Source organism: Paraburkholderia hospita (assembly GCF_002902965.1).
Classification (GTDB): domain Bacteria; phylum Pseudomonadota; class Gammaproteobacteria; order Burkholderiales; family Burkholderiaceae; genus Paraburkholderia; species Paraburkholderia hospita.
Window position 1 is genome coordinate 250602 of the sequence record NZ_CP026106.1, and the last position, 14803, is coordinate 265404.

At 62.2% G+C, this 14803-nt stretch carries 13 protein-coding genes; 7 read left to right on the forward strand and 6 right to left on the reverse strand.

The genetic code is table 11. From position 1 onward, the window contains the following. Nucleotides 1-124 precede the first annotated feature (124 nt). Nucleotides 125-373, forward strand: coding sequence for a hypothetical protein (locus tag C2L64_RS19435; RefSeq protein ID WP_007586719.1), 249 nt, complete (start codon nt 125-127; stop codon nt 371-373). Between the two features lie 109 nt (nt 374-482). Here the strand turns inward: C2L64_RS19435 and cyoD are convergent, their stop codons facing one another. The 4 genes from cyoD to cyoA are packed head-to-tail and all read right to left on the reverse strand — an operon-like array spanning nt 483 to nt 4347. After that, nucleotides 483-827, reverse strand: coding sequence for a cytochrome o ubiquinol oxidase subunit IV (cyoD, locus tag C2L64_RS19440; protein WP_007586718.1), 345 nt, complete (start codon nt 825-827; stop codon nt 483-485). Then, a complete protein-coding gene (gene cyoC / locus C2L64_RS19445) occupies nt 828-1436 on the reverse strand; it encodes a cytochrome o ubiquinol oxidase subunit III (protein ID WP_007586717.1) in 609 nt (202 codons plus the stop codon). After that, entirely contained in the window at nt 1436-3442 is a 2007-nt protein-coding gene (cyoB, locus tag C2L64_RS19450; protein ID WP_007586715.1) for a cytochrome o ubiquinol oxidase subunit I, read from the reverse strand. The genes cyoC and cyoB overlap by 1 nt, the downstream gene beginning before the upstream one ends. A gap of 2 nt (nt 3443-3444) precedes the next feature. Then, nucleotides 3445-4347, reverse strand: coding sequence for a ubiquinol oxidase subunit II (gene cyoA, locus C2L64_RS19455; protein ID WP_007586714.1), 903 nt, complete (start codon nt 4345-4347; stop codon nt 3445-3447). 278 nt (nt 4348-4625) lie between these two features. Here cyoA and C2L64_RS19460 point away from each other — a divergent pair, with 278 nt between their 5' ends. The 4 genes from C2L64_RS19460 to C2L64_RS19475 all read left to right on the forward strand — a co-directional run bounded on the left by C2L64_RS19460 (nt 4626) and on the right by C2L64_RS19475 (nt 7723). Continuing rightward, complete coding sequence (locus C2L64_RS19460) at nt 4626-5045, forward strand: DUF1810 domain-containing protein (RefSeq protein WP_039901181.1); 420 nt, start codon at nt 4626-4628, stop codon at nt 5043-5045. Between the two features lie 148 nt (nt 5046-5193). Further along, on the forward strand, nt 5194-5646 hold the full coding sequence (locus C2L64_RS19465) for a Fur family transcriptional regulator (protein WP_007586706.1): 453 nt from the start codon (nt 5194-5196) through the stop codon (nt 5644-5646). An 83-nt stretch (nt 5647-5729) separates the two neighbouring features. Further along, nucleotides 5730-6392, forward strand: a complete 663-nt coding sequence (locus C2L64_RS19470; protein WP_007586705.1) for a response regulator — start codon at nt 5730-5732, stop codon at nt 6390-6392. Beyond that, the gene (locus C2L64_RS19475) at nt 6389-7723 is read left to right on the forward strand and encodes a sensor histidine kinase (protein ID WP_007586702.1); all 1335 of its coding nucleotides are present in this window, start codon (nt 6389-6391) and stop codon (nt 7721-7723) included. Before C2L64_RS19470 ends, C2L64_RS19475 begins: the two co-directional genes overlap by 4 nt. 32 nt (nt 7724-7755) lie before the next feature. On the opposite strand, the gene C2L64_RS19480 is transcribed toward C2L64_RS19475, so the two are convergent. Both C2L64_RS19480 and C2L64_RS19485 read right to left on the reverse strand, forming a co-directional pair. Continuing rightward, on the reverse strand, nt 7756-9207 hold the full coding sequence (locus C2L64_RS19480; protein ID WP_007586700.1) for a heavy metal sensor histidine kinase: 1452 nt from the start codon (nt 9205-9207) through the stop codon (nt 7756-7758). Continuing rightward, nucleotides 9207-9884 carry a heavy metal response regulator transcription factor gene (locus C2L64_RS19485; RefSeq protein ID WP_007586698.1) on the reverse strand — a complete coding sequence of 226 codons (678 nt, stop codon included), beginning with the start codon at nt 9882-9884 and terminating at the stop codon, nt 9207-9209. Before C2L64_RS19485 ends, C2L64_RS19480 begins: the two co-directional genes overlap by 1 nt. 1089 nt (nt 9885-10973) lie before the next feature. On the opposite strand from C2L64_RS19485, the gene C2L64_RS19490 reads away from it, so the two are divergent. Continuing rightward, complete coding sequence (locus C2L64_RS19490; RefSeq protein ID WP_007586697.1) at nt 10974-12566, forward strand: aspartate:alanine exchanger family transporter; 1593 nt, start codon at nt 10974-10976, stop codon at nt 12564-12566. A 287-nt stretch (nt 12567-12853) separates the two neighbouring features. Continuing rightward, complete coding sequence (locus C2L64_RS19495) at nt 12854-14791, forward strand: putative bifunctional diguanylate cyclase/phosphodiesterase (protein ID WP_086909804.1); 1938 nt, start codon at nt 12854-12856, stop codon at nt 14789-14791. Nucleotides 14792-14803 lie beyond the last annotated feature (12 nt).

Consider the following 14803-nt stretch of genomic DNA (forward strand, 5'->3'; position numbering starts at 1 on the left):
CTGCACAAAGAAGCAGCACTGGAAGCGCTTCCACACGATGAGGCGCAATGGCGGCTTACAGGGCTTGCCCTAGATTTAAGCGTCCGTTGTTCGCTGTACGCTTAAGTCGCGAGGAGACGAACCCATGAGAAAAGTTTTCCACATCGCTGTTATCGCCGTTTTGGCCTACCTGGTTGCCGATCGGGCGCTGCTGCATGCGCAGGCTCAGGAAGCCAGCACGTTCGCTTGCGCGCAAGGTGCCGAACAGGTGAAGCTGGATGCGCTGGGCAGAGGGTTTGGCGACGCCGCCGCGAGCAGTCAGGGCGATGCGTTCAGGTCGGGATGTCTGGTGACAGGACGTGGCCGTCCGACAGAGATGCTGGCGCGCAACTGATCAGCAGTTGAAGCGCAGATGAGGCGCAGATGAAGCAGGGCAGGGAAGCCGCGCCGGCCGCACGATACATCGCGTGCAACCGGCGCGAGGATGCGCGCTTAACGCAAGGTTAGCGCGACATCATGTTCATGCTGACGTTATGCATGACCCACAGCGTACCGCCGATCACGATGATAGCCGTCAGTACCGTGAACGCGAACGCGGTCACGTTCCAGCGCTGACCCGACGACGTGTTCATGTGCAGGAAGTACACCAGGTGCACGACGATCTGCACGAGGCCGAGGCCGGCAATCGCGTAGAGCGCCTGCGTGCCCGTTGCCCAGCCCGCCAGCACCACGCCGAATGCGGCTGCCGTCAGGATGACGGACAGCACGAACCCGATCATGTAGCTGCCGAAGCTGCCGTGGCTTTCGTCACCGTGCGCCGAATGTGATGAGTGAGAATGGCTGCTCATTTAGATCACGCTCGCAAGGTAGACAAACGAAAAAACACCGATCCACACGATGTCCAGGAAGTGCCAGAAAAGGCTCAGGCACGTCAGACGGCGCAGTTCGCGCTCGCCCAGAGCGGGCGCACGCACGACCTGAACCATCATCACGAGCATCCATACCAGACCCGACGTGACGTGCAGGCCGTGCGTGCCGACCAGCGTGAAGAACGCCGACAGGAACGCGCTGCGGTCAGGACCCGCGCCGTCCGCGATCATGTGCGAGAACTCGCGGATTTCCAGCGCGACGAACGACGCGCCCAGCACGAACGTCACAGCCAGCCAGAACAACGTGGTGCTCTTGTTGTTCTTGTGCGCGCCGAGCATCGCGAAACCGTACGTGATACTCGAGAACAGCAGGATCGCCGTTTCGACCGCCACGCCCTGGATCTCGAACAGATCCTTGCCGCTCGGACCGCCTGCGAACTGATGGCTCATCACCGCAAACGTCGCGAACAGCGCCGCGAACAGAATGCAGTCGGTCATCAGGTACAGCCAGAAGCCGAACACCGAATTGGACGGTGCGTGTTCCGCGTCGTGATGATGCGGGTCCGCAACAATAGCTTTTTGTAGCATCAGGCAATCTCCTCAGCTTCGGGCAGTTGCTTGGCGATGGCCGCGCCCGAACCAGCGCCGTTACGTTCTTCCATCAGTCGAACCGTTTCGGCCGGGATGTAGTAGTCGGTGTCGTTATCGAAGCTGCGTGCGATCCACGTACCGATCGCGCCGATAAAGGCCGCGATAGCCAGCCACCAGATGTGCCACGTCAACGCGAAGCCCAGCGCAAGGCTGAACACGCCGATGAAGAAACCAGCGCTCGTGTTCGACGGCATGTGGATGTCGCGGTACACCGGCTTCTCGACATTGCCGCGTTGCTTCATGTCGTGGAATGCATCCAGCTCATGCACGACAGGCACCGTCGCGAAGTTGTAGATCTGCGGCGGCGAAGTCGTCGCCCATTCGAGCGTACGGCCATTCCACGGATCGCCCGTGAGGTCGCGGTTTTCCGGCTTGTTGCGATCGCGGATCGACACGACGATTTGCAGCAGCTGGCAGCCGATACCGATTGCGACCAGCACGGCGCCGAGTTCGGCGACCAGCAGCCACGGATGCCATGCCGGGTTGTCGTAGTGGTTCAGACGGCGCGTCATGCCCATGAAGCCGAGCACGTACAGCGGCGTGAACGCAACCCAGAAGCCGATCTGCCAGAACCAGAACGCAGCCTTGCCGAGCTTCTCGTTCAGCTTGAAGCCGAACGCCTTCGGGAACCAGAAGTTCATGCCAGCGAGGTAGCCGAACAGCACGCCGCCGATGATCACGTTGTGGAAGTGAGCGATCAGGAACAGCGAGTTGTGCAGCACGAAGTCCGCGCCGGGAATCGCCATCATCACGCCCGTCATACCGCCGATCGTGAACGTGACCATGAAGCCGAGCGTCCACAGCACAGGCGTCGTGAACTCGATGCGGCCCTTGTACATCGTGAACAGCCAGTTGAACACCTTCACGCCCGTCGGGATGGCGATGACCATCGTCGCAATGCCGAAGAACGCGTTGACGTCGGCGCCCGAACCCATCGTGAAGAAGTGGTGCAGCCACACGAGGAACGACAGCACCATGATCGCGCAGGTTGCGTAGACCATCGTCTTGTAGCCGAACAGCGGCTTGCGCGCGAACGTCGAGATGACTTCCGAGAAGATACCGAACGCAGGCAGGATCAGGATGTAGACCTCAGGGTGGCCCCATGCCCAGATCAGGTTCAGGTACAGCATGGCGTTGCCGCCGCCGTCATTCGTGAAGAAGTGCATGCCGAGGTAACGGTCCAGGCCGAGCAGCGCGAGCGTGACGGTCAGGATCGGGAACGCCGCCATGATCAACACGTTCGTGCACAGGGCTGTCCATGTGAACACGGGCATCTTCATCAGCGTCATGCCGGGCGCGCGCATCTTGATGATCGTGGCGAAGAAGTTCACGCCCGTCAGCAAGGTGCCGATACCCGAGAGCTGCAAGCTCCACAGGTAGTAGTCGACCCCGACGCCCGGGCTGAACTGCAGCTCCGACAGCGGCGGATAGGCGAGCCAGCCCGTCTGCGCGAATTCGCCGATCAGCAGCGAGATGTTGATCAGGATCGCGCTGATCGCCGTCATCCAGAAGCTCAACGAATTGAGGAACGGGAACGCGACGTCGCGTGCGCCGATCTGCAGCGGCACGATCAGGTTCATCAGGCCGACCATGAAGGCCATCGCCATGAAGAAGATCATGATGACGCCGTGCGCCGTGAAGACCTGATCGTAGTGGTGCGGCGGCAGATAGCCGGGCGAGTGATACGCGAGCGCGAGCTGCGTACGCATCATGATCGCGTCGGCGAAGCCGCGCAGCAGCATGATGAGCGCAACGACGATGTACATCACGCCGAGCTTCTTGTGGTCGACCGACGTGAGCCATTCGGTCCACAGGTAGCGCCACTTGCCGAAATACGTGATCGCGCCGAGCACAGCCAGCGCGCCGAAAATCATCCCGATACCGGCGACGACGATGATCGGCTCGTGATACGGAATGTCCGCCAGGGTTAATTTACCGAACATGCTTACCCCTTGGTCCCGTTAGGTGCACAGTTCACGTCCTTCATGTTGTCGATGACGTGACCGTTGTTGTAGCGGGCAACAATGTTGTTGAAGAGCTTGGGATCGACCGACGAGAAGTACGACACAGACGCCTTCTCTTCCGGCTTCGCCACTGCGTAGTAGCGGTCCATGGAGAGGTGATCAGTCGATGCGCGTGCTTTCGCGACCCATGCGTCGAAGTCTTGCTGCGACTCAGCGAGCGTGCGGAACTTCATGTCCGAGAAGCCCTTGCCGCTGAAGTTGGCGGAAGTGCCGGCGTAGTCGCCCGCTTCTTCAGCCAGCAGATGCAGACGCGTCTGCATGCCTGCCATCGCGTAGATCTGGCCGCCCAGTTGCGGGATGAAGAACGAGTTCATCACCGTGTCCGACGTGATGCGGAAATTCACCGGGGTGCCCACGGGAATCGCCAGCTGGTTCACGGAAGCGATGCCGAGATCCGGATAGATGAACAGCCACTTCCAGTCGAGCGCGACGACTTCGACGTTGATCGGCTTCACGTTCGATTCGAGCGGCTTGTACGGGTCGAGCTCATGCGTGCTCTTCCACGTCAGGACGGCGAGGAACAGAATGATCAGTGCGGGAATCGTCCAGACGGCGATTTCGATTGCCGTCGAATGCGACCAGTTCGGACGGTATTCGGCGGACTTGTTCGATGCGCGATAGCGCCATGCGAACAGCAGCGTCAGGAAGATGACAGGAACCACGACGATCAGCATCGCCCACGTCGAGGTCGCGATCAGCGACTTCTCAGCGGCACCGATGGGGCCTTTCGGCGCGAGCAGCTCGAGGTTGTTGCACCCCGAAAGCAGGAGGGCTGGGGCAATTGAGACGAGACCGGCTAGCCGGCCCGCGATTTTTTTCGTCATCGCGGCCCTCTACAAAAACAAACGAACGAACGCATGCATTTCCTTGCTCCTTTTATAAGCGCTCGCATAATACGAAAGACACGTGTTGCAGTACAGCACTTTGATGCGAACGAACTATTGCGCGATCAGAGGTGAGACATAGTGTCGCAATGCCGCATCGGAGACCCTTTTGCGGCGTGCTGACGGTCCCAAGGACCGGTTTGAAAGGTTTTCGTAGGGAGCTGACGGGCATGCCGGATGCGTTTGCTGCGGCACGCAACAGAACTGCGGAGGACGGGATGGACGATAAATTCGACCTTCGACGCTTCGTCGATGCTCAGGCACCTATTTACGGGCAGGCGCTAGCGGAATTGCGCAACGGGCGCAAGCAAAGCCACTGGATGTGGTACGTCTTTCCCCAGTTTCAGGGCCTCGGAACGAGTCAAATGGCCCAAAAATTTGCCATCAACTCATTACCCGAAGCTGTCGCGTATTTGCAACATCCATTGCTCGGTCCCCGTTTAAAGGAGGTCACGCGAGCCGTCAACGAAGTCGAGGGCCGGTCTATCGAGACCATCTTCGGCTACCCGGATTACCTGAAGTTCCACTCGTCGATGACGCTGTTTTCGAAAGCCGCGCCCGATGAGCCGGTGTTCACCGATGCGCTTGCCAGATACTTCGGCGGCAAGCCGGACGAGCGGACCCTGGAACTCCTCTGAGCGCCGCACGCAATGCGCGCCGAAGCGCCCCAGGACGCGCGCTGCGCGCGCTTCACAAGCCCCGATAAGCGATTCTTAAGGATCGCACGGCCAGAATGGCCCGTTGCGAAGCCCGACAGAGGCTTTGCGTTACCGGACGGGGCTCCACATGATTGCGATCTACGCTGCGCTAAAAGCGGCCGGCCTGCGCCCGACGACGAGCCGGGCATCCGTGCTGAGGCTTTTCCACGAGCTCCCGCACGAGCACTTCACCGCCGATCAGGTGTACCGCAAGCTGTCGCGCGAGCCGGAGCCTTGCAGCCTGGCGAGCGTCTACCGCGCGCTCTCGCAGCTGCATGAGGCGGACCTCATTTCGAGCGCGACATTGGGCGATGCACGCATCATCTACGAACTCAATCGCGGGCAGCGCCACTATCACCTCGTCTGCAACCGCTGCGGCCGCATTCAGGACGCGTACGATCCGGGCCTCGAACAGCAGCAGGCAAAGATCGCCGCCGATCAGCACTTTCACTACGTGACGTCGAGCCTCGTGATCTTCGGCCGATGCGAAGACTGCGAGGGCCTGCCTGCAATACCGAGGCGCCTCGGCGCGAGCGGATGAACGCTTTCCCGATGAAGAGGCGCTTAAGGGCGCGCTAAGCTACGGGTTCGGAGAATGGAGGCTATCGACGGAGAGAATGCACGATGCGTTTGCTGCTGGTGGAAGATGACGACATGATTGGCGAGCCCGTCGTGGATACGATGCGCGGCGCGGGCTATGCCATCGATTGGGCGCACGACGGGCGCGAAGCCGAGCTGTCGCTGGCTCACGATGTCTACGATCTGGTGCTGCTCGATCTCGGCCTGCCGAAGGCCGATGGCATCGACGTGCTCAACCGCTACCGGCGGAGCGGCGGCAGCGCGCCCGTGATGATTCTCACCGCGCGCGACGCTGTCGAGAACCGCATTGCAGGGCTTGACGCGGGCGCCGACGACTATCTCGTCAAGCCCTTCGATCTCGACGAACTCGCGGCGCGTGTGCGCGCGTTGCTGCGCCGTCGCACGGGGCACGCCCATCCTGAGTACACGCACGGCGATCTGAGCTTGAACCCGGCCGCACACGAAGCGACGCTGAAGGGCGAATTGCTGTCGCTCGTGCCGCGCGAATTCAGCCTGCTGCAGGCGTTGATCGAAGAGCCGACGCGCGTCTTCACCCGCTCCGAACTCGAAGACAAGTTGTATGGCTGGGGCGAGGAAGTGGGCAGCAACACGATCGAAGTGCATGTGCATAGCCTGCGGCGCAAGATCGGCGCCGACCAGATCGTGACGGTACGTGGCGTCGGCTATCGGCTCAAGCGCGCAGTATGACGTCGATCCGGCGCTGGTTGCTCGGCTGGCTGATCGCCGGCCTCGCGCTCGCGGCGTTGAGCGCGGCGTACGGCATCTTCTATACGGCGCGGATCGAAGCGACTGAACTGTTCGATTACGAGCTGCGCACGGTGGCGCTCTCCGTGCCGGCAACGGTCGGCAGCAGCAACGCGCTCGCGCGGCGCACGCCGGATTTCGCGGGGCTCGCCGACGATCGCCTGTTCATCGAAGTGTGGGACGACGCGGGCCAGAGCGTGTACAAGTCGCTCGAAGGCCTCGACGTGCCGCGTTATCCACCCGGCCTGCGCACGATAGAGCGCGACGAGTATCACTGGCGCGTATTCGGCGTTCAGGAAGGCGACCGTTTCGTGCAGGTCGCGCAACCCGTGTCCGTGCGCGAAGATCTCGCGCGGCATCTCGCATTGCGCACGCTGTGGCCGCTCGCGTTGTTTCTTCCTGTCATCGTGCTGATCGTGCTGTTCGTGGTCGGCCGCGGACTTGCGCCGATCGGGAGCATCTCGCGCGCGCTCGCGACCCGTTCGTTCGATTCGCTCGATCCGTTGCGCCTGGACGGACGCATGCCCGTCGAACTGAAGCCGCTCGTCGATGCGCTCAACGACCTGCTGCACCGCCTGAACGTCGCGTCGCAATCGCAACGCACCTTCGTCGGCGACGCCGCGCACGAGTTGCGCTCGCCGCTGGCCGCATTGAAGCTGCAATTGCAGGCGGCGGAGCGCGACGGCTCGCTGGTCGGCAGCAAGCAGACTTTCGAGCGCATTGAAGGGCGCCTGAACCGGCTGATCCATCTCGTGCATCAACTGCTGACGATGGCGCGCGAAGACGCGCAGCGCAGCGCGCATTTCGAGCCGGTGAGCTTGCGCCGTCTGTGCGAGCGCGCCGTAGGCGACTTTTCGATGCTTGCCGAAGCGAGGCAGATCGACCTCGGCCTGGAGTTCAATCCTTCTCGCGATGCCGACGACGCCTACAAGGTCAGCGCGGAGCCCGCGGGCATCGAGGTGCTGCTCAACAATCTGATCGACAACGCGATCCGCTATACGCCACGCGGCGGCAAGGTGGATGTGATCCTGAAGCGCACCGGCGACGGCATCGGTCTATGCGTGTCGGACAGCGGGCCCGGCATTCCGGACGCGGAGCGCGAACGCGTGTTCGACCGCTTCTATCGCAGCGCGGGCAACAAGGAACATGGCAGCGGGCTGGGCCTCGCGATTGCGCTGAAAATCGCGCAACGCCATCAGGCGACGCTCAGCATCGACAACAACGAAGGCAGTCCGGGACTTCGCGTCACGCTGTCGGGACTGCGGGCGCAATAGCGCCTGAATAGCGGCCGGGTTGGCGCGCGCACTCAACGAAACGTCAGCACGAAGCGCGTGCTGCGCGCGTCGCTTTCCGCATGAACGGTGCCGCCATGCAGTTCCATGATCGTGCGCACGATCGCGAGGCCCAGCCCCGTCGATCCCGGCGACGCTTGCGGCGAACCGGATGAAGGCAACGAACTGCGCGACGGATCGACGCGATAGAAGCGGTCGAAAATCCGTTCGAGATGTTCGTGTGCAATCGGCTCGCCTTCGTTCGACACCGTGATGCACACGTCGCCGTCAATCTCATGCGCGTCGAGCACGATCTCCTTGTCGCGCGGCGTATAGCGCAGCGCGTTCGCGAGCAGGTTGCCGATGGCGCGGCGGAAGAGTTCGAGATCGGCGGTGAGCATCGCGGCGCCAGTCACGCGAACGCGCACGCCGGCGTCTTCCGCGACGCCTTCGAAATACTCGCCGATGCGCGTCAATTCCTGCACGGCATCGAACACGCGCATGTGCTTGACGAACTGCGGATGCTCCGCGCGCGCGAGAAACAGCACGTTCTCGATCATGCGCGACAGACGTTCGCACTCTTCGAGGTTCGATGCGAGCAGCGCTTCGTACTCGTCGGCGGAGCGTGTGCGTGCGAGCGCCACTTCCGTTGCGCCGCGCATGTTGCTGAGCGGCGTGCGCATGTCGTGCGCGAGATCGGCGGTGAAGCGCGACATCTGTTTGAAGCCGTGGTCCATGCGTTCGAGCATGGCGTTGAGCGTCGTCACCAGCGCTTCGAGTTCGCGCGGCACGCGTTTAACGGCAATGCGCGTATTCAGGCGGTTCACGGTGACTTGCGCGGCGCTCGCGGCGATATCGTTTACGGGCCGCATCGCCGCGCGAATCAGCAGATAGCTGAGCACCGTGGTCAGCAGCACGCCGATGATGCCGTAGATCTTGAGCTGGTCGCGGTATTGATCGAGCAGTTCGTAGCGGTCGCTCAGGTTGCGCGCGATCAGGATGCTGACCATTTCGCCGTCGCGCAAGGTCACGTCGGTGGCGACGCCGCGAATCGGTGCGCCCGTCTTGTTGCGCCACGCGGCGATGTCGTCTTCCGTGATGCGCGCCGTTGGCGGCACGCGCTGAATGGAGCGGCCGGTGGCGAGAATCGAGCTGTCGCTGGCGGGTACGGGGACGCCGAGCGTGCTCGTCAGATTGTGCTCGATGGCGAGTTGCCCGTTGGGATCGAACACTTCCATCGACATGCCCGGATTGCCCAGCACGATGCTCGTGATCCGGTCGCCATGCTCGCGAATGCCTTTCGATGCATCGATCTCCTGCGCGAGGCGCCGCGCGTGACGCGCAGCGAGCACGATGCTCATGTCGTCCTGCGAACTGATCTCACGTTCGAGCGCGCGATACAGAAAGTTGCCGACCAGCACGAACACGGCGAGCGTCGTCGCGCCGAATGCGAGCGCGAGCGTGGTGGTGATCGAACGGCCGCGCATCAATCCGCTTCCTTGATTTCGAGCACATAGCCGACACCGCGAACCGTATGAATCAGCTTGACGGGGAAGTTATCGTCGATCTTGCTGCGCAAGCGGCGAATCGCGACTTCGACGACGTTCGTGTCGCTGTCGAAGTTCATGTCCCACACGTACGACGCAATCTGCGTGCGGCTCAACACTTCGCCGTGGCGGCGCGCGAGCAGTTGCAGCAGCGAGAACTCGCGCGGCGTGAGATCGATGCGTGTCGTGCCGCGCTTGACGCGGCGGCGGTTCACGTCCATTTCCAGATCGCCGATGCGGATCAGCTCGCTTTCGCGCGGCGGCCCGCGACGTGCGAGCGTGCGCACGCGCGCGAGCAGTTCGACGAACGCGAAGGGTTTGACGAGGTAATCGTCGGCGCCGAGTTCGAGGCCGCGTACGCGGTCGTCGATGTCGTCGCGCGCGGTGAGAAAGAGCACGGGTGTGGTGCGCGTGGCGCGCAGCGTCTTCACGACGGTCCAGCCGTCCATCCACGGTAGCATCACGTCGAGAATGATGACGTCGTAGTCTTCTTCCTGTGCGAGGATCAGGCCGTGCGAGCCATCGTTCGCTACCTCGACCGAATAGCCGGACTCTTCCAGTCCCTTCTTCAGGTAGGCCGCTGTTTTTGGTTCGTCCTCGATGACCAGGATGCGCATCGTTCTGCTCCGCTTTGCTGCTGGATTTTGACGTTTCAATCATACCGAGATGTGTGTGGCGTCTGATTACATTTCGGTAATGTTGTGGTTTGCTTGTGTTTTTGCTGGCATCCGCGTGATGGTGTTTGCCGTTCAAGCGTCGCCCCTGTGCGGGGCGGCACCTACTTTTCTTTGCCGCCGCAAAGAAAAGTAGGCAAAAGAAAGCGGCTAACACCGCCAGTCCTAGTTCTTGCCTGAGGGCCCCTAACCGGTCCTACGCTTCACACGGCAACCACGTGACTCATGTTCGTTGCTAACGCTTTGAATACACGCATCACCCGCTTCACGCACCCGCGTTGCAGCATGCCTTGCCAGATATTCCTCTGCCGCCCAGGTGGCAAACTGTGTGTAGGCCGTAGAGCCACGCAGGCCTCACTTCGGACCGATAGCACGCGCATGCCTCCATGTAAGAGCGCCGAGCTATACGTCGCGACAACCTACACACAGTTTGCCACCTGGGCTGCGGTAACCACACGCTGCCGCTAGCTCTTGTGCGGGTGTGTGAAGCGGGTGAGGCGTACAGAGAGAGCGTTGGCAACGCACGCGAACAGATTCGCCGCCGTGTGGAGTGTGGGACCGGTTGGGGGCCCTCAGGCAGGAAGAAGAGCTGGCGGTGTTAGCCGCTTTCTTTTGCCTACTTTTCTTTGCGGCGGCAAAGAAAAGTAGGTGCCGCCCCGCACAGGGGCGACGCATGAACGGCAAACACCATCACGCGGATGCCAGCAAAAACACTAGCAAACCAAACCGGCCGCGCTACGAAGGCAAATCGCGGATGCCACCGCAAAAGCAAACCCCGAATGCCCACGCATAGCCAAACCGTAAACCTCAGCGAAGCAAAAAACCAAAACCCGCTGCGAGAGCGAATACGCAAACCAGATCACAAATGGCCTCAGGCACCCGTTGCCTGGATACGCCACACGCCTGCACAGCGTCTATGATTGATCAGGCAATACATGGGCACTAGCGCAAGTGACGCGCGCGCCCATTCCAGTCGCATCATGCTCTTTCGTTAGCTAACGGCAAGGCCAGTACACGACCCTGGGAGCGAACATGGATGCAGTCCGGACGTTGCTTGAATCGCAGCCGTTGCTCACATTGTTTCTCACCATCGCGCTGGGCTATGTGATCGGCGAATGGAGCATCAAAGGCGTGGCGCTCGGCTCCGGCGCGGTACTGTTCGTCGGGCTTGCAATCGGCGGCTTTGCGCCGAAGTCCGCGCCGCCCGCGGTGCTCGGCACGCTGGGTCTGTTGCTGTTTCTCTATGGCATCGGCGTGCAGTACGGCGCGCAGTTTTTCGCCGGCTTGTCGAGTGCAGATGGACTCAAGGCGAACGCAGCCGCCGTGCTTGGCGTGATCGGCGCGGGCTTCGTGTCGCTAGCGCTCGGGCCGCTGTTCGGCGTGAAGCTCGATCAGGCGCTCGGCCTGTATGCGGGCGCGGGCACGAGCACGGCAAGCCTGCAGGCGGTGCTCGCCGTGCTGAAGGGCGAAGGCGCGGCCGTCGGCTATAGCGTTGCTTACCCCTTCGGTGTCGCCGGGCCGATCCTGTTTCTCTATGTGCTGAGCGTCGCGCTGGCGCGCAAGATCGAAGCGCCGCCCGCAAACATCATGGAGACGGCCGAGATCGCGCTGCGCAACCAGGCGTTCGTCGGCCTCACGTTTCCCGAACTGAAAGCGCGTCTGCCCGCGGGCCTCGGCATCGCAGCCGTGCGCCGCGCGCATCACAACCAGTTGCCCGCCGACGATTTCGTCATGCAAACCGACGACGTGCTGCTCGCGACCTCGATGGACGGCGACGAGTTGCGTAAGGCCACCGAACTGCTCGGCGAATTGCACACCGGACGCATGACCCGTTTCCGCGAGGACCTCGATTATCTGCGCGTGTTCGCGTCGAGCCGCACCGTGGTCGGCCATGCGCTGCGCGATGTCCGATTTCCCGACGGCATGGTGTGCTCGATCGCGCACGTGCGTCGCGGCGACGCCGACATGCTGCCGAGTCCCGATCTGATACTCGAGTTCGGCGACCGTGTCGGTCTGCTGATCGGTCCCGGTCAACGCGATGCGGTGCGCAAGCTGTTCGGCGATTCGATCAAGGGGACGGCGGAGTTGAGCTACATCTCGATCGGCGTCGGCGCGGCGCTCGGGTTGCTGGTCGGCCTGATTCCGCTGCCGATACCGGGCGTCGGCAAGTTGTCGCTCGGGCTCGCTGCGCTGCTGCTGGTCGCGCTCTATCTCGGCAAGATCCGGCGCGTGGGTGGACTCGTCTGGACGATGCCGCTTTCCGCGAATCTCGTGCTGCGCAACTTCGGCCTGACTGTGTTTCTCGCGCAAGTCGGGCTGTCGTCGGGACCGAAGTTCTTTGCGACGATCGGCCTCACTGGCATCTCGTTCCTGCTGTACGGCGCGGCCATTCTGATTGCGCTCGTGTGCATCACGGCGGCGTGCTGCCTGTGGCTTTTTCGCCTGCCGTTCGACGCGACCGTCGGCGTGATTAGCGGCGCGACGGGCAATCCGGCGATCCTCGCGTTCGCGAACCGCATCGCGCCGACCGATCGCCCCGATATCGGCTACGCGATGATCTTTCCGTCGATGACGATCGTGAAAATTCTGTTCGTCGAGATCGCGGCGGTGGTCTTGGGCGGATAAACCGGTTCGCTGTTAACGTGCCATTGATCTGACGAATACCTCGTAAAAAAGGGCGTTTCGCGAGCATTACGGACGTGTGTTGCGCAAGCGTGTGTGGCGCCGTCGAGACAGCGTGGCGCATCTCGCAGCTTTCTTTACTGGCGAACATAGTCGCTCTCGTATCATCAGGTTCGCCGCGAAACTGCCGTAAACATGCAGGTACGCGACAGACGCCATCGCCTCTCGCAGCCTGGACGTACCAACAGGCGGCGCCCCCGGACTTGCCGACCCATTCACGCTGCCGAGCCATGATTCGCCCGCAGGACCTCGCTTCGTTTCGTACTGTTCCCGCCGTGAAGGCCGCGCTGTCACGCTCGCAGTTCGACGCGTTCTCGCGGCAATTGCCGCTGCTGTATGTGATCCTCGTGGTGAACAGCGTCGCCGTGGCCGCGACGCATGTCGCCGTTGCGCCGGCTTGGCTCGCCATCTGGGTACCGCTCGCGATGTGCACGGCCTGCGCGATCCGGCTGGTCGTGTGGGTAAGGCGAAGAAACTTCCTCGCGTCGCTGACGGATGAACAGGTCGCGTCGCGGCTCAAGACGACGATCTGGCTGATTGCACTGCTGGGCGTCATCTTCACGGGCTGGGGATTGCTGCTTTTCCCGTATGGCGACCCGTACGCACGCGCGCACGTGGCGTTCTACATGTCGATTACGGTGATCGGCTGCATCTTCTGTCTGATGCACATGCGCAAGGCCGCATTGCTGCTGACGGCCATCGTGATCGTGCCGTTCTCGCTGTTCTTTTCGCTGACGCATAACGCGGTGCTTGTCGCGATTGCGATCAACATGCTGCTCGTTGCCGTCGCGATGATCTTCGTCCTGGTCACCTACTATCGCGACTTCGCGAACCTCGTTGGATCGAAGCATGCATTGCAGGCGAAGCAGGCCGAACTGCAACGGCTGAGCGACGAAAATTCGCGCCTCGCCAATCTCGACATCCTCACAGGGTTGCCGAACCGCCGGCGCTTTCTGGCCGATCTCGACGCGCTCTTTGAAACGGCGCAGGCAGGGCAGGCGCGGTTCGCCGTCGGCGTAATCGATCTCGACGGCTTCAAGCAGGTCAACGATCTATATGGCCACGGCGCAGGCGACCGCGTGCTCGAAGAAGTCGGCCGGCGGCTTCTCGACGTTTCGGGGCCGCATATCCAGCTTGCGCGGCTCGGCGGCGACGAGTTCGGCCTGCTGGTGACGGACGTGCGCGAGCCACAGGACTTGCGCGACATCGGCGCGGCGATCTGCGAAACGCTGCGCGCGCCTTACGCGTGGCCTGGCGCGACTGCGCGGCTGTCGGGATCGCTCGGCTTTGCGATCTATCCCGATGCGGGCCGCTCGCCCGCGCAACTGTTCGAGCGCGCGGATTATGCGTTGTACTTCGCGAAGGAGCATCGCCGCGGCGGCACGACGATCTTCTCGGCGGAGCACGAAAAACAGATTCGCGAGCTTGGGCAAGTTGAACAGGCGCTGCGGCATGCGGATCTCGACCGCGAAATGACGCTTCATTTCCAGCCTATCGTCGACACGGTGCGCGAGCATGTCGTGTCGTACGAGGCGCTAGCGCGATGGGCCAGCCCGACGCTCGGCGACGTGCCGCCGGCGCTGTTCATCAAGGTCGCCGAGCGCAGCGATTTCATTCATACCGTGACGGCGGCGCTATTGCGTAAGGTGCTCGCGACGATGCGAGAGTGCGATCCCGCCGTGCGCGTCGCTTTCAATCTGTCGGCGCGCGATATCGGCTCCCTGGACGCGGCTGCGAACATTGCGGGCATCGTTCGCGAGAGCGGCGTCGCGCCTGATCGGCTGATCTTCGAAGTGACGGAGACGGCCGTCATTCAGGATTTCGAGCAGGCGTTCGCTTCGCTCGATGCGTTCAAGCAGCTAGGTGTTCACATTTCGCTCGACGATTTCGGCACGGGCTATTCGAGCCTCACCTGCATTCACCGGCTGCCGCTGGACAAGATCAAGATCGACCGAGGCTTTCTAGACCGCATCGACGCCGATCCGGCGGCGCAGGACATCGTGCGCAGCATCGTGGATCTGTGCCGCTCGCTTGAACTGACATGCGTGGCCGAAGGCGTGCAGACCGAGGCGCAGGCGAGCGTGCTGCGTGGGCTTGGCTGCACGGTCATGCAGGGCTTCTACTTCGGCGTGCCGATGCCGCTCGAAGAGCAGTCGCTTGCGGTGTGATGGCTGCAGCGC

Coding starts and splice junctions, on each gene's coding strand:
- C2L64_RS19485 (WP_007586698.1), bottom strand. CDS start 9,884: ATGCGCATCCTGGTCATCGAGGACGAACCAAAAACAGCGGCCTACCTG.
- C2L64_RS19495 (WP_086909804.1), top strand. CDS start 12,854: ATGATTCGCCCGCAGGACCTCGCTTCGTTTCGTACTGTTCCCGCCGTG.
- C2L64_RS19470 (WP_007586705.1), top strand. CDS start 5,730: ATGCGTTTGCTGCTGGTGGAAGATGACGACATGATTGGCGAGCCCGTC.
- cyoD (WP_007586718.1), bottom strand. CDS start 827: ATGAGCAGCCATTCTCACTCATCACATTCGGCGCACGGTGACGAAAGC.
- cyoA (WP_007586714.1), bottom strand. CDS start 4,347: ATGACGAAAAAAATCGCGGGCCGGCTAGCCGGTCTCGTCTCAATTGCC.
- cyoB (WP_007586715.1), bottom strand. CDS start 3,442: ATGTTCGGTAAATTAACCCTGGCGGACATTCCGTATCACGAGCCGATC.
- C2L64_RS19435 (WP_007586719.1), top strand. CDS start 125: ATGAGAAAAGTTTTCCACATCGCTGTTATCGCCGTTTTGGCCTACCTG.
- C2L64_RS19480 (WP_007586700.1), bottom strand. CDS start 9,207: ATGCGCGGCCGTTCGATCACCACCACGCTCGCGCTCGCATTCGGCGCG.
- C2L64_RS19475 (WP_007586702.1), top strand. CDS start 6,389: ATGACGTCGATCCGGCGCTGGTTGCTCGGCTGGCTGATCGCCGGCCTC.
- C2L64_RS19460 (WP_039901181.1), top strand. CDS start 4,626: ATGGACGATAAATTCGACCTTCGACGCTTCGTCGATGCTCAGGCACCT.
- cyoC (WP_007586717.1), bottom strand. CDS start 1,436: ATGCTACAAAAAGCTATTGTTGCGGACCCGCATCATCACGACGCGGAA.
- C2L64_RS19465 (WP_007586706.1), top strand. CDS start 5,194: ATGATTGCGATCTACGCTGCGCTAAAAGCGGCCGGCCTGCGCCCGACG.
- C2L64_RS19490 (WP_007586697.1), top strand. CDS start 10,974: ATGGATGCAGTCCGGACGTTGCTTGAATCGCAGCCGTTGCTCACATTG.